Origin of the sequence: Desulfosarcina variabilis str. Montpellier (assembly GCF_048565275.1) — a bacterium.
In the GTDB taxonomy this organism is placed as follows: domain Bacteria; phylum Desulfobacterota; class Desulfobacteria; order Desulfobacterales; family Desulfosarcinaceae; genus Desulfosarcina; species Desulfosarcina variabilis.
Genome location: NZ_CP159846.1, coordinates 9,115,993 through 9,130,068 on the forward strand (window position 1 = coordinate 9,115,993; position 14,076 = coordinate 9,130,068).

10 protein-coding genes are annotated in these 14,076 nt (G+C 51.4%); 1 reads left to right on the top strand and 9 read right to left on the bottom strand.

All coding sequences use genetic code 11. The features are described from left to right. Positions 1-99: 99 nt before the first annotated feature. The 8 genes from ahcY to Dvar_RS40930 all read right to left on the bottom strand — a co-directional run bounded on the left by ahcY (position 100) and on the right by Dvar_RS40930 (position 12,484). The gene (gene ahcY, locus Dvar_RS40895) at positions 100-1,554 is read right to left on the bottom strand and encodes an adenosylhomocysteinase (RefSeq protein ID WP_419659220.1); all 1,455 of its coding nucleotides are present in this window, start codon (positions 1,552-1,554) and stop codon (positions 100-102) included. A gap of 26 nt (positions 1,555-1,580) precedes the next feature. After that, positions 1,581-2,747, bottom strand: a complete 1,167-nt coding sequence (metK, locus tag Dvar_RS40900; protein ID WP_419659221.1) for a methionine adenosyltransferase — start codon at positions 2,745-2,747, stop codon at positions 1,581-1,583. 345 nt (positions 2,748-3,092) lie between these two features. After that, complete coding sequence (locus Dvar_RS40905) at positions 3,093-3,725, bottom strand: AAA family ATPase (RefSeq protein WP_419659222.1); 633 nt, start codon at positions 3,723-3,725, stop codon at positions 3,093-3,095. Positions 3,726-3,782: 57 nt separating this feature from the next. After that, positions 3,783-4,661, bottom strand: coding sequence for a universal stress protein (locus tag Dvar_RS40910; protein WP_419659223.1), 879 nt, complete (start codon positions 4,659-4,661; stop codon positions 3,783-3,785). A 62-nt stretch (positions 4,662-4,723) separates the two neighbouring features. Beyond that, positions 4,724-5,116, bottom strand: a complete 393-nt coding sequence (locus tag Dvar_RS40915; RefSeq protein WP_419659224.1) for a response regulator — start codon at positions 5,114-5,116, stop codon at positions 4,724-4,726. 54 nt (positions 5,117-5,170) lie between these two features. Next, positions 5,171-9,958, bottom strand: a complete 4,788-nt coding sequence (locus tag Dvar_RS40920; RefSeq protein ID WP_419659225.1) for a PAS domain S-box protein — start codon at positions 9,956-9,958, stop codon at positions 5,171-5,173. A gap of 34 nt (positions 9,959-9,992) precedes the next feature. Further along, on the bottom strand, positions 9,993-10,880 hold the full coding sequence (locus Dvar_RS40925) for a universal stress protein (RefSeq protein ID WP_419659226.1): 888 nt from the start codon (positions 10,878-10,880) through the stop codon (positions 9,993-9,995). Positions 10,881-10,897: 17 nt separating this feature from the next. After that, on the bottom strand, positions 10,898-12,484 hold the full coding sequence (locus Dvar_RS40930) for a sodium:proton antiporter (protein ID WP_419659227.1): 1,587 nt from the start codon (positions 12,482-12,484) through the stop codon (positions 10,898-10,900). A 384-nt stretch (positions 12,485-12,868) separates the two neighbouring features. Between Dvar_RS40930 and Dvar_RS40935 the strand changes: the two genes are divergently transcribed. Further along, the gene (locus tag Dvar_RS40935; RefSeq protein ID WP_419659228.1) at positions 12,869-13,411 is read left to right on the top strand and encodes a type I restriction enzyme HsdR N-terminal domain-containing protein; all 543 of its coding nucleotides are present in this window, start codon (positions 12,869-12,871) and stop codon (positions 13,409-13,411) included. A 21-nt stretch (positions 13,412-13,432) separates the two neighbouring features. Here the strand turns inward: Dvar_RS40935 and Dvar_RS40940 are convergent, their stop codons facing one another. Continuing rightward, positions 13,433-13,996: a hypothetical protein gene (locus Dvar_RS40940; protein ID WP_419659229.1), complete on the bottom strand. Its 564-nt coding sequence runs from the start codon at positions 13,994-13,996 to the stop codon at positions 13,433-13,435. Positions 13,997-14,076: the final 80 nt, after the last annotated feature.

Here is a 14,076-nt window from a genome sequence, read left to right on the forward strand (position 1 = left end):
GCCCTGCGGCCCTGATCGCTGGGCGGTCGATACCCAACAAAACACAAAAAGCGGGGACAGCATTATCATTGGGCTGTCCCCGTTTTTTCTTCACGCAAATCAATACCGATAATGATCCGGTTTAAAGGGGCCGTCTACTGGAACGCCCAGATAGTCGGCCTGAATTTGGTTCAGTTTGCTCAATTTTACCCCCAGCCGATCCAGATGCAGGCGGGCCACCTCTTCATCCAGTTTTTTCGGCAGCGTGTAAACTTTCTTTTCGTATTTTCCCGTGGCCAGTTCTATTTGCGCCAGGCATTGATTGGTAAAGCTGTTGCTCATCACAAAGCTGGGATGACCGGTGGCACATCCTAAATTAACCAGACGCCCCTCGGCAAGAACAAGAATGGACCGGCCGGATTCAAGCGTCCACTTATCCACCTGGGGTTTGATGGGTGTTCTTTTGCAGGATGCATTCTGGGTCAGGTAGCTCATTTCGATTTCGTTGTCGAAATGACCAATATTGCAGACGATCGCCTCATCTTTCATGGCTTCCATATGGGCACCGGTGATCACCTGATAGCAGCCTGTGGCGGTAACGAAAATATCGCCTTGGGAAACCGCATCTTCCATGGTGATCACTTCAAAACCCTCCATGACCGCCTGCAGGGCGCAGATGGGGTCGACCTCGGTAATCAGCACACGGGCGCCATACCCGCGCATGGAATGGGCACAGCCCTTACCCACATCACCGTACCCACAGACCACAACCACCTTGCCGGCCATCATCACATCCGTGGCCCTTTTGATCCCATCGGCCAGCGATTCACGACATCCGTAAAGATTGTCGAATTTGGATTTTGTCACTGAATCGTTGACATTGAACGCCGGAAAGAGCAGTTCGTCTTTCTGCGCCAACTGGTAAAGCCGGTGAACCCCTGTGGTGGTCTCCTCTGAAACGCCGCGAATAGTTTTGGCAATCCGTGTCCAGAAACCGGGATCTTTCTGGTAGCTGGCTTTCAACCGCACCATGAGAAGCTGCATATCCTCGGAATCATAGGATTGATTCAGCAAGGAGGGATCTTTTTCCACCGCTACCCCTTGGTGAACAAACAAGGTAGCGTCTCCCCCGTCATCCACGATCAGATCCGGTCCGCTACCGTCCGGCCAGACCAACGCCTGCTCCGTGCACCACCAGTACTCTTCCAGGTTTTCGCCTTTCCAGGCAAAAACAGCCGCCGATCCTTTGCGGGCAATAGCGGCCGCCGCATGGTCCTGGGTGGAAAAAATATTGCACGACGCCCAGCGAATGTCGGCGCCCAGAACCTTCAAGGTGTCAATGAGCATGGCGGTCTGAATGGTCATATGCAAACTGCCCGTGACTTTCAGCCCTTTGAGCGGCTGTTGGGGCCCGTATTTTTCACGAACCGCCATCAGCCCCGGCATTTCGTTTTCTGATAACTGCATTTCCTTGTCACCCAGATCGGCAAGCTCAGGATCGGCTATCTTAAATGGCAACGACGGATCATAGGCTGGCGTGCCGTCAATCGCCACAACATTTTTGGCAAGTGTCATTGGTTGTCCTCCGTAAGATTGTTCTATTAGATACCGGCCTTCTCGCGAATAATATCGGCCTTATTGGTCTGCTCCCAGGAAAATTCCGGTTCAGTTCGGCCAAAGTGGCCGTAGGCGGCAGTGTTGCGGTAAATGGGGCGCAACAGGTCAAGATATTCAATAATGGCAGCAGGCCTGAGGTCAAACACCTCTTTGACAATTTCTTCCACCCGTTCCTTGGGCAATTTGCCGGTATGCATCAAATCAATCATCACCGACACCGGTTCAGCCACGCCAATGGCGTATGCAACCTGGACTTCGCATTTTTTGGCCAGACCGGCGGCAACGATATTTTTGGCCACATGCCGCCCCATGTAGGACGCGCTGCGGTCTACTTTGGATGGATCCTTGCCGGAAAAACATCCACCACCGTGACTGCCCTGCCCCCCATAGGTATCCACGATGATTTTACGACCGGTAACACCGCAGTCGCCCATGGGCCCCCCGACCACAAACCGGCCGGTAGGATTGATAAAATAGCGGGTGTCCCCATCAATCATGTCAGCCGGGATAACCTTTTTAATGACTTCCTCGATGATCGCCTCACGCAGGTCTTCATAGGTGACATCCGGTTTATGCTGGCTTGAAACCACGATGGTGTCCACCCGCTTGGGCACCCCATCATCGTATTCAATGGTCACCTGGGATTTGCCGTCCGGCCTTAGAAAATCCAGTGCTCCGTTTTTTCGCACCTGGGTCAACCGGCGGGTCAATTTATGGGCATACATAATCGGCATGGGCATTAATTCAGGGGTTTCGTCCGTGGCAAAGCCAAACATCAAGCCCTGGTCGCCGGCCCCTTGATCTTTATAAAGCCCCTCACCGGTATTCACCCCCTGGGCAATGTCCGGGCTTTGGTGATCGATGCTGGTAATCACCGAACACGTACGCCAATCAAACCCCATCTGGGAGGAGTGGTAACCGATATCTTTAATTGTCTCACGAACAATCTGGGGCATATCCACATAACAGTCCGTGGTGATTTCACCGGCGATAAACGCCAGTCCCGTGGTCACCAGGGTTTCACAAGCCACCCGGCAGCGTTTGTCCTGAGCCATAATCGCATCCAGAATGGAATCCGAAATGGCATCGGCCACTTTATCCGGATGCCCTTCGGTGACGGATTCAGAGGTGAATAAAAATTTGTTGGTCATGCATTGTCTCCTTTGAAAAGTAAATGATCCACAAGTGGATCATAAGGCCGTTATCAGACCAAAATAGTAAACGCGATAAATTGTTATTTTACGGCCATGGGCCACCTTTGGGCCCATTGGCGTATGGGCTGGAATAGATTAATTCGGAAATCACGACAACGCAACAAAGAATTCATTGAGCCATAATAAAATGTTAATAAAGACATCATCTTATAAAAAAAATAAGGCAAAGCACGATGCCGGCTCTGCCTTATGAAGGGATCACGTTAACGGTTGATGATGGCAACCGCGGATATCGGCTTTTTACCGACACCGGCACGGCTGGCGCCAATGCTATAATTTGAGTTAAGACGCCTTCAACGTCTCCTTTTTATTGACCATTTCGCAGATCATGCCTTTAGCCGTTTGCAAATCCGTTTTTCCCATGTTTAGAACCAGATGATACAGGCGAGGACTTTCGAAATCACTTTTACCCAGCCGTTTGTAGAGGTTGATACGCCGCTGGTCCTCGTTTTCAACCATCCGTTCGGCTTTTTTACGTGACAGATCATACTGCTTCATCATGAAGTTAATACGATTTTCAAGATCATCGACCAAAAGGACGTGAAATGCGTCGGGATGGTCGTTAAGTATGTACTGGCTGCCTCGTCCCAGAATAACCACATCCCCTTCGTCGGCAAATTGAGCGATGATCAGTACCAGGTAATCCAGGTAAATCTGTTCGTCCAGGTAGCCTCTTTCATCGCCCAGGATACGGTCCAGCCAGCGTTTGGAGACCATGCTGGAAACAAACCGGGAAAGCTTGCTACCGGCCTCTTTTTCAAAAGATTCGACCCAATTGGTGGAAACATTCGCCTCTTTGGCGACGCGCTGAATAATATCACTATCGGCGAAGGTATATCCCAATTCATCAGCCACCATTTTACCTAAGGTGACGCCGCCTGCGCCGAATTGTCTTGATATGGTAATGACCGCCATTACTGCCTCCTCAATGTCTCGTTGCGGGTTAGGATCGCTTGTGTCGGTGTGTTGGCACTATCCCTCTGCCGGGGGAATGAGCAGGACAGGAAAGATCGACTGCTCCGCCAGTCCTTTGCTGATGCTGGTGCCCCAACGGTCGGTCCACGACCGTTTGCCTGGTGAGCCGGCGATGATCATGGAAGACTGGCACTCACGGGCTGCTTTTTCAATTTCCGAAAGTGTATCCCCAATGTAAACATGGGGTTTGGCAGTGATCCCATCATCTTCCAGGTCATCACACAGGGCTTCCAGCTTTTTGCGGTTCTCTTTACGGGTCTTCTGAATGCCCATGGCCGATGTTTCCTTCAGATCTTTTTCACTAGCCACGTAAATAATGTCCACTTCCTGAACGACTGCTTTCAAGGATTTGATATAGTCGATGGCAAGCTGGCTGCCGGCACTCCAGTTGGTCGCCAGCAGGGGTTTTTCAAACGGATTTTCCGCCAGCGGGCCTTTGCGAAAGAGATACTTATAGACCAGCACAGGGGTGGCGGAACGATGTACGATCTCGGTGATATCGGAGCCGGAGTAAAGCTGTTCAAAACGACCTTTCTTATCTGGGCTTAAAACAATCAGATCAACGGCTTCCTTCTCAGCCGCCCCAATGACCTGAGCAGTAAAATTGCCCACGACGATATAAACCCCAACCTCCATGCCCTGTTCAAAAAGGGTTTCCGCCCAGTCGATAAAGCGGATGTTGGCCTTTTCCCGCAATCTGATTTCAGCGCCCTTTTCATACCCTTTGCCTCGCCGCATGGCCACCTTGTCGCGTTCGATAACGTTGAGGAAAACCACATGGTTGAGGGCAGCCTTTTTCAGATCCATCAAAGACTGCAGCGCATCAAACCGGAGCTTGTCGAATCGGGTGACAAACAGCAGTTTTTTTATCTCCATGATCCTTGTCCTTGCCTGCGATGGATAACAACACACGGGCCCACGCGAAGCAGGCCGTTTATTTATCCCAGGTACCGTTTGATCTCATTGGCCAGTTCATCCGGCTCAACGGGTTTTTCCAAATAGCTTTCCGGTTCGGGAACCGGCTTATCGCCAAATTCGGTCAACGCCTTCTGGGATCGCAAGAACGTCCGCTTGGCGACCCCGGAAAGAATAATCACCGGAATGTTTACCAAGGCGTTGTCGGTTTTCAGTTCCCGATACAACCGGATACCGCTTTGTTTGGGCATTAACACATCAAGGAGTACAATTGCCGGGGGTTCCTTCTTGATAATCTTGAGCGCCTCTTCACCATTTGAGGCCTCCACAGGGGTATAGCCGTTCTCTTCCACGACAGTGCTGTTAAACATCCTCACGTCCGGGTCGTCATCCACGATCAACACTTTTTTACTCATCACACGCCTCCTTTAAGATTTACCCCAATATTAGAACAGGTAAAATATCTATCGTTAGTTGAGACTGGTCGTTTCCACAGCGTTTACGGGAAGCCGCAGAATAAATGTGGTTCCCTCGCCTTCCGCCGACACGACATCGATGGTGCCCTTATGTTCCTCAACTAGTTTCGCGGTAACCAATAGCCCGAGTCCGGTGCCTTTGACCCCTTTGGTACTGAAAAAAGACGAAAACAGCTTGGATTTGACTTCTTCGGTCATCCCACAACCATTGTCACTGACTTCGAAACGGATCGCCCCGTCTGCTTCAACAGCCGTGGTCACGGTCACCCGGTGATCTTTCTCAAGATTTGAATCAAAAATACATGCATCAATGGCATTTGTCACCAGATTCATCAACGAACGGTGCACCGTCCGCGGATCCATCACCACCGACAGCATCTTGTCCGAGAAATTCTCCACCAGGGTGACATCGTTCTCTTCGGCCACAGTCTTCAGCAGATCACACACATCGTCGGCAATTTGATTGGGATCGCATGGCTCGAATTCGGGTTCGCGCTCCTTGGAGTAGGATAGCAAATCCATTACCAGATCCGATGTGCGGCCGATATTACGCTGAATCATGTCCCAGCCGTTTTTCAATTTTTCTGTGTTGTCTCGCTCCAATCCGACGTCCACCAGGTAACTGCCGCCCTTGAACCCGTGCAGGATGTTTTTTATGCAGTGGGCCATACCGGCAACGGTCTGCCCCACGGCGGCCAGCCGTTCGCTATTGACCAGTTCCCGTTCCAGGCGCTTGACTTCCCTTAAATCCTGAAAAAAGGTCACGGTCCCCATCATTTTTTGTTTTTCGCGCAAGACCGACCCGGAAAACCGGACCGGGATCGACTCACCGGTACTGGCCTTGATTTCGGTTTCGGCCCAGGGGGAACTTTCGTTGCCATCTCCAGAAAACCCCGTACTCATGAGTGTCTCCTGCACCCATTGGGGCAGATAGTCCCTGGCATCCTTTTGATTTTCTACATCTTGGGCGCCATAACCGAAAATTTTCTCGGCCGCCGGGTTGAAGATAACCGTTTTCCAGCTTTCATCGGTAGCGATAATGCCTTCGTTGGCGCTTTTGATTAGTTTGGCCTGAAAATTGGATCTGCGAATAATCTCTTCATGCAACAGGGCATTTTCCAGGGTTGCCCCAATACGGTTGCACATCAGGTCGAGAAGGTGCAACTCCTCCGATGAAAACCGTTCGCTCTCTCGCTCGATACGCATGACGCCAAGCCCTTTGCTTTCTTTGGCGCTGATGGGAATATAGGCGAACGTCACATCGTTTCGGGTTGCATCCGTTAAAAAACCGTTTTGGTGGTGATCTCCGGCGTTATAAACGATAGGCTTGTCAGTATGCAAGACCTTACGCATGATCTCGGTTTCGGTATCCGGTCCCGATTTGCCAAAGCCCGGCTGTGCATAACAAGCATTGAAATAGCGCAGATCGAAGCGATCTTCATCCTCAGACATATAAAGACAGACACTGTCCGCTTTCATGAAGTCACGAATCTCAAGCACTGCCCCCTGAACCCGCTCTTGAAGATCCAATGGGGCGTTCAGGGCGGTATAAATGGAACATAAAGTGGTCAACTCCTGATTGCGCAGTCGCTGTTCTTCTTCAGCGCGCTTGGCCGCCGTCGTGTCCCACAGGGTTTCGATGGCCCCCACCACCGTACCGTCGGCCGCCTTGATGGGCGCGGCAGTAAACCAGCACCAGCGCCCCCCATTGCCCAGCCTTGGAAAAAAAATTTCCGCTTCATATCCCCCTTCAATCAAGGCGGATTTTTTCCACCGGCCGCCGTAAAGGTTCCAGATTTCGTGCTCATTCCATTGATCCAGAATGATATCGGACATGGTCGGCCGCTGGGTTTCCCAAAACGGTGCCCACTGGCGATTGGTGCCGATCATTTCCGGAGACGGGTGCCCGGTAAGCTTCTCCAGGGCCTGATTCCAATGGGTGATGATGTGGTCCCGGTTAAGCACAAATGTGGGGATAGTGCTGCCTTGAATGATTTGGGAAAGGGTGTGCTGATTCTCCTCCAAATTTCGGGTGTATTGTCGACGGTCGGCCTCGGCCCGTTTTTTATCGGTTGTGTCCCACAAGGTTTCGATGGCCCCCACCACGGTGCCGTCGGCCGCCTTGATGGGCGCGGCGGTGAACCAGCACCACTTGCCGCCATTGCCCAGTTTGGGAAAAAACACTTCGGCCTCAAAAGCGCCGTCGATAAGCTCTGATTTCTTCCATTTACCGCCGTACAGATCCCAGATCTCATGATCGCTTTTCTGGTCCAGAATGACATCCGCCATGGTGGCCCGTTCGCTATCCCAAAACGGTATCCATTGGTGACTGGTGCCGATCATCTGGGACGCCGAATAACCGGATAGCTGCTCAAGCGCACGGTTCCAATGCGTAATCACATGCTCTTCATTGAGTACAAAGGTGGGAATCGTGCTGCCTTGAATGATCTGGGAAAAAATCCGGCGACTCTCTTCCAGCTCCCGGGTGTACCGGCTACGCTGAGCCTCGGATTCCCTTTTTTCGGTGGTGTCCCAAAAAGTCTCGATGGCGCCGATGATACTGCCGTCGGAAGACTTGATGGGTGCCGCAGTGAAAAACAGCCACTTACCGCCCCTGCCCAGTTTGGGGAAAAACACCTCGGCCTCGTAGGCACTTTCGATGAGTTCCGATTTTTTCCATTTACCACCGTAGAGTTCCCAGATTTCACGCTCGGTATGCTGGTCGAGAATGACATCGGCCATGGTGGGCCTGGCTTTGTCCCAGAAGGGCGTCCACTGGTTGCGTGTGCCCACCATTTTAGAGGAAGGATATCCGGTCAGTCGTTCGATCGCGTGGTTCCAATGGGTCACGACGTGTTCACGGTTCAGGACAAACGTTGGAATGGTGCTGCCCTCGATAATCTGGGACAGCTGGTGCTCGCTTTCCTCGATGCGGATCAGGTCACGCCGGTGTTCGGCTTCAATATGTTTCTTTTCGGTGGTGTCCCAAAAGGTCTCGATGGCACCGATGATACTGCCGTCGGAAGACTTGATGGGCGCCGCGGTAAAAATCAACCAGCGGCCCTTCTCCCCTAAGTGATCAAAAAATTCCTCAGCCTCGTAGGCCCCTTCGACCAAGGATGAAGGTCGCCATTTGGCCCCATAATATTGGCTGATTTCACCCGTTTCCAGCTTGTCCAATATCACATCGGCCATGATCGGACGGGCTTTTTGCCGAAAAGGACGCCAGTGCTGGTTCGTCCCGACTATTTCATTGGCCGAATAGCCGGTCAGTTTTTCCAGGGCGCGGTTCCAGTGAGTGACAATATGATTGCGGTTGATGACGAAAGTGGGCGTCGTGCTGCCCTGGATGATCTGGGAAAGAGCCTGCTCATGTTCCTCCAGTTCGCGGACATGGCGACGGCTTTCCATTTCCGTACGCCTGTTTTCCGTGATATCCCACAGCGTTTCCACGGCGCCGACCACGGTTCCATCGCCCGTCTTCAAGGATGTGGCGGTAAACCAGCACCACCGACCGCCCTGGCCCAGCTTGGGAAAAAACGACTCGGCCTCGTAAGCGTCTTCGAGGATATTGGATTTTCGCCAGCGCTCACCATAAAGTTCGTGCAGTTCTTCTTCCCCGGTCTGCTCCATGATCAGATCAGCCATGGTGGGCCGTTCATTTTCCCAGAACGGTTCCCATTGATGGCGCGTTCCGATCATCCGGGCGGCCGGGTAGCCGGAGAGCTTTTCCAGGGCCCGATTCCAGTGGGTGATCACATGGTCGCGATCCAACACAAAAGTGGGGATGGTGCTGCCCTGAATGATTTGCGACAACGTGCGTTCACTGTCCTCGATGCGGCGGGTATATTTGCGCCGCTCGGTCTCGGCACGCTGTTTTTCCGTATTGTCCCAAAGGGTTTCGATGGCACCAACGATGGTGCCATCCGAGGCCTTGATCGGTGCGGCGGTAAAGAAAAGCCATTTGCCGCCATTGCCGAGATGCTCGAAAAACTCTTCACACTCAAAGCCACCTTCAACCAGGGTCGACGGCTGCCATTTGGATCCGTAATAGTGATTGATTTCACCCGTTTCCAGTTGGTCGAGGATCACATCGGCCATAATCGGCCGTTCCTTCTTACGAAACGGCTGCCAGTGATCCCGGGTGCCCACCATCTCTTCGGCAGGGTAACCGGTCAAGACTTCCAGGGCATGGTTCCAGTGGGTCACCACATGATCGCGATTGATGACAAAGGTGGGGATGGTGCTGCCTTGAATGATCTGGGAAAGGGATTTTTCATTCTCATAAAGCTCCCTTTCGATCTGTTTAAAGCGTCGGTTGCGGTGCATGACGATGTCTGCGGTTTTGCGGAAACACTCATTGATCCGTGCTTTAACGTCCTCAGTGCTGACCGTCCCGGCCGTCAAGGCGCTGAAAGCGCTCTCGCGTATGGTTTCCAACTGCAACAGATCCCACAAAAAACGTGAATCCTGATGATCGATCAGGTCCACTCCCGCCGGTTTGCACCTTTCGATGGCTTGGGCCAGGTCCAGATCCCAGGTCAATTCGATGATGGTGTCCAGTCCCTCCAATTTGCAGAGGTCAAGATAATTCCTGCAAGTATGAATCCCCATGGAACGGGCATGGACCATACCCGCAGCATCGATATTGATGTCGGCAACCCCCAGCACCTCTGGATGGCGACCTTTGAAATGGTCACTAAACAGGTGTTTGAGCAACTTCTCACAAAATCGTCCCCCACCAACCAGAGCGATTTTCGCATTTTCAATTTTGTTGATCATGTTACCACTAGACTAAACATTAATCGTTGACGGGTCAGGGGACCAACAGGACCGGCAATTCGCTGAGCTCGGCGACCCGATGGGACACGCCCCCCAGCCAGTATTCCTTGAACCAATCCTTCCCGGTGCGTCCCATAACAATCATTGTCGCACCATAGTCCCTTGATATCTTAAGAATTTCTTCAACGGTACGACCGATCGCCAAATGCCACTCACTTGCAATTCCGGCATCGTCAATTTTTTTACAATACGCTTTCAGTCTGGCTGTGCTCTCATCTTCGATACGTTTTACACCAGCAGGCTCAACATTCTTGATCTGCCTGGCACCAATTACGTGGGAAACGATAATCTTTTCTGCCAAGCCATTTAACGCAATCGTGGCATCCAGACCCCGCTGTGACGGGTCGGACCAGTCCGATGCCAGCAAAGGCCGTTTCCAGATCCCATCGTTGGTTCGCATCAGCGGCTCGCCCTGCCACTCGTACTGTACCATATACTTGCTCATCAGTACCGGAACCGTGCTGCGACGCAAAATATCCAAAATATGGGTTCCCACATATACTTTTTCCAAGGTGGTGCGTTTTTTACGTCCCACAACAATCAGATCGACTTTCTCCGTTTGAGCCATTTCTAAAATCTTGGCGTTGGTTGTCCCGACCTCAACCCTTTGGTTGAATGTCAGTTGCGGATCGCCAATGGTCTGAACCCAGTCTTCAAATTTGAGACGCGCCTCCTCCTGAAATCGCTTCAGGTCTTCCTTCAAAAAGCCACCATAGGGAACAAAGGCAACATCTTCTCTTGGAATCACATGAGCCAGAACCACCTTTTTCAGTCCGACGGCCTTCAACTCGAGGATACTCTTCAAGGAGTTAAACGCCAGCTCCCTGAACCGGGTGTGAAATAGCAGGGTCTCGAAACGCATTGGCGGCCTCCTGATTTTTAAAAGAAAATAAGCGTCACCACCACAAATGACGGCAACAAAAAGATAATCGTATATTTCATAATATAGCCAAAAAAGCTGGGCATGGGCGTCCCCGCCTCTTCGGATATGGAACGGACCATAAAATTGGGCGCATTGCCAATGTAGCTACAGGCACCGAAAAAAACGGCACCGGCGGAAATCGCCTCCAAATATAAAATTTTATCGGTCATGAGCAGTGGAACCGCCTGGGCTTCGGCCATTCCCGGAAAGTGACTACCCAAGGCAGTGTTGAAAAATGTTAAATATGTCGGTGCATTATCCAAAAATCCGGACAGGGCGCCAGTCACCCAGAAATAGTGAACAGGTGCTTTGACCGTATTGATCAGGAAGGCCAGTTGTCCGCTGGCGCCGGCTTTCAGGATCAACAGGCAGGGAATCATGGTGATAAAAATGCCCACGAACAAGTAGGCCACTTCAATGATGGGAAACCAGGTAAAATCGTTTTGCTCACGAATTTCCACAGATGTTGTAGCCATGGAAAGTATCCCCATCAACACCAGTAATCCATCCCTGACCCAATCTTGGATCCCGCGATGAACGCCCAGTACATTCACGTCGCCCCAATCGACGACACCACTCATCAACACCGCACCGATCACACCGGCTAGAAAAATGAAGTTGTGAAGGCCAATGATCTTCAATGGGGTTTTCTCAGCTTCGTCAACAGGGACACGACCAGCCTCTTTTTTATAATAATAAAGGTCCAGAAAGAAATAAACCACCAACAGCAAAGCGACCACAGTCAGCATATGGGGCAGGATATGAAGGGTCCAGAAAAAGGAAACCCCATGTAAAAATCCCAAGAATAGCGGTGGATCCCCCAACGGCGTCAACGACCCACCCACGTTGGCCACCAGGAAAATGAAGAAAACCACCATGAAGGTCCGGTTTTTACGATAATTGTTGGCCCGTAAAAAGGGACGAATCAGCAGCATGGCCGCCCCGGTGGTGCCCATCCAGGACGCCAGCAAGGTACCCAGGGCTAAAATAATCACGTTGACCACTGGGGTTCCCCGCAGCGATCCCTTCAAAAGGATGCCACCGGAAACCGTATACAGCGACCATAACAAAATGATAAAGGGCACATAATCGGCAAGGATAATGTGGATGATTTCATACAACGCGGTCCCTTTGTAAACAAAAAGGAAAGGAACGGCCATGGTCGCCGCCCAAAATGCCGACACCTTTCCGAAATGGTGGTGCCAGAATTCCGGCGCCACAAGCGGAAACAAGGCAATCGAAAGCAGCATGCAGGCAAACGGAATACAACTCCAAAGCGGTAGAACAGGTCCAAGGTCTGGATGATCATGATGGCCGTGACCGTCACCTTCATCACCATGAGCGTCTTTTGCATGAGCGCTTTCCGCTTCCGGTTGATGATGGGCGGCAGACATGTCAGCCGGTTGGCTGTGTCCTTCGAGATTCGTGTCCCGATGGTGGGTCGGTTCTTCGCTCCACGCCAATGTTCCGGAAAAAAACAGAAGCAAGAAAATAACAATGGGTCCGAAGTAGCAAACGATTGCGCGTCTACAGGGGATGCTCATCGGTTTTACGGCCTCCCTGCTGTTAACCGGGTCGAGGAAACCACGACCCCTGTTGATGGAAAAAAAGATAGGCGGCTCAATCGATAAATCGCTGTTAACAATTAGATATGCATTGAAATGTAGATGTTGCATACTACGGTTCGGCTTTTTTTGTCAATGGGATTAAACGTCAATTCAGATATTGATCCAGTATAACAACCTGATATTTTTTAATTTCCAACAATGGAATCGGGATTGCCGAATTGCCGCCGTATCCAATACCATCGCTGCAAATTTTGTTGGTGAGATGTTGATTTTTTTGGTAACTGTGATGGGCATAATTCATCAAAGGCCGGTCTGACCATAAACGACCATCCAGCGTCCAGATAGAAACAGAGGATTCATATGAATGACAATTATGACAACCCGGATATCATCGTCGATTATATTACCGGAAAATCCGTTCCCAATGTGGGAGCAGAAATCAATCGTCAGCAAGTTGAACGATATCTAGTCGAGGAAAAGGGGTATCGGCACGAGGAGATTCTCGTGGATGCCCCCATCCAGTTGGAAATCGATGGTGAAATCTACCGATCCACCGTCGATCTCGTGGTTCAAATCGACAATCGTCCGTTGATGGTGGTTAAATGTGCCGCAGGCTCACTGGGCTCCCGGGAACGAGAAGCAGTCAGCGCGGCACGCCTATTTGGCGCCTCGCCGATGCCGCTGGCCGTAGTATCTGATGGTACGACAGCCACGGTGCTTGATACAACCAATGGCAAACAAAAGGGAAAGGGACTGGAGGCCATCCCCCATCGGAACGAGGCCCTTGAGCGGGTTCAATCAGAACCGTTGCCTCCCATCGCACCGGAGCGACTGATCAGGGAAAGACTGGTTTTTCGGTCTTACGATTCCATGAATGTCAATGTTCAAAGAAAAGAGGACTGATATGTTGGGTTCACTGGATAGCTATCCAGCGAACCCATCGCACCTCGCAAGCTTATCGGAAAATCGCAGCAGCGGCCCCCGCCGCTCGGTTGCGTAATCGCAAAGGCGTCTCCACCACGCCGCTCCGGTCAATACCCGATGGATTGAATAATCACGCGGATCGGCAATCCCATTGATTTCAATTTGCTCGATGCCAAATTGCCCATAACCCGGGCCTATCATCATGGCGGCAGCGATCACGTCGATGGCATGCTGTTTCATTACGTTCCGGCCATATAATTTGGAAAGTGCCACAGGCCGGCTGTCATACCTCAGGCTTCGTGCAATGCCCACGATCCGGTCCACGGTGAAACGATGCAATTCAACCGGGCATCCATAATCAGTACTAAAAATCTTGAGTGGGGGATTGTTGGTAACCACCAAAAGATCCAGGTCACCAGGAAGGTGATCGATGGAGTCACCGGTCAGATAACGGGCAAACGAGCCGAACAGCAACAACGCCTTGGCGTGATAATCCTGCATGTCCGCGGTAATCCGTGTTATCGCGGACATCATGGATTGCAGATGAAGCTCGGAATGATCCATTTGACCTATTGTTTAATCTGGTTATCCGGAAAGCTCCAGCTGACATCTGTTCCAGCATAATAGCATGACGTTAACTGATC

Excerpts from the sequence above, each read along its gene's own strand:
- ahcY (WP_419659220.1), bottom strand. The coding sequence starts at position 1,554 with ATGACACTTGCCAAAAATGTTGTGGCGATTGACGGCACGCCAGCCTAT.
- metK (WP_419659221.1), bottom strand. The coding sequence starts at position 2,747 with ATGACCAACAAATTTTTATTCACCTCTGAATCCGTCACCGAAGGGCAT.
- Dvar_RS40905 (WP_419659222.1), bottom strand. The coding sequence starts at position 3,725 with ATGGCGGTCATTACCATATCAAGACAATTCGGCGCAGGCGGCGTCACC.
- Dvar_RS40910 (WP_419659223.1), bottom strand. The coding sequence starts at position 4,661 with ATGGAGATAAAAAAACTGCTGTTTGTCACCCGATTCGACAAGCTCCGG.
- Dvar_RS40915 (WP_419659224.1), bottom strand. The coding sequence starts at position 5,116 with ATGAGTAAAAAAGTGTTGATCGTGGATGACGACCCGGACGTGAGGATG.
- Dvar_RS40920 (WP_419659225.1), bottom strand. The coding sequence starts at position 9,958 with ATGATCAACAAAATTGAAAATGCGAAAATCGCTCTGGTTGGTGGGGGA.
- Dvar_RS40925 (WP_419659226.1), bottom strand. The coding sequence starts at position 10,880 with ATGCGTTTCGAGACCCTGCTATTTCACACCCGGTTCAGGGAGCTGGCG.
- Dvar_RS40930 (WP_419659227.1), bottom strand. The coding sequence starts at position 12,484 with ATGAGCATCCCCTGTAGACGCGCAATCGTTTGCTACTTCGGACCCATT.
- Dvar_RS40935 (WP_419659228.1), top strand. The coding sequence starts at position 12,869 with ATGAATGACAATTATGACAACCCGGATATCATCGTCGATTATATTACC.
- Dvar_RS40940 (WP_419659229.1), bottom strand. The coding sequence starts at position 13,996 with ATGGATCATTCCGAGCTTCATCTGCAATCCATGATGTCCGCGATAACA.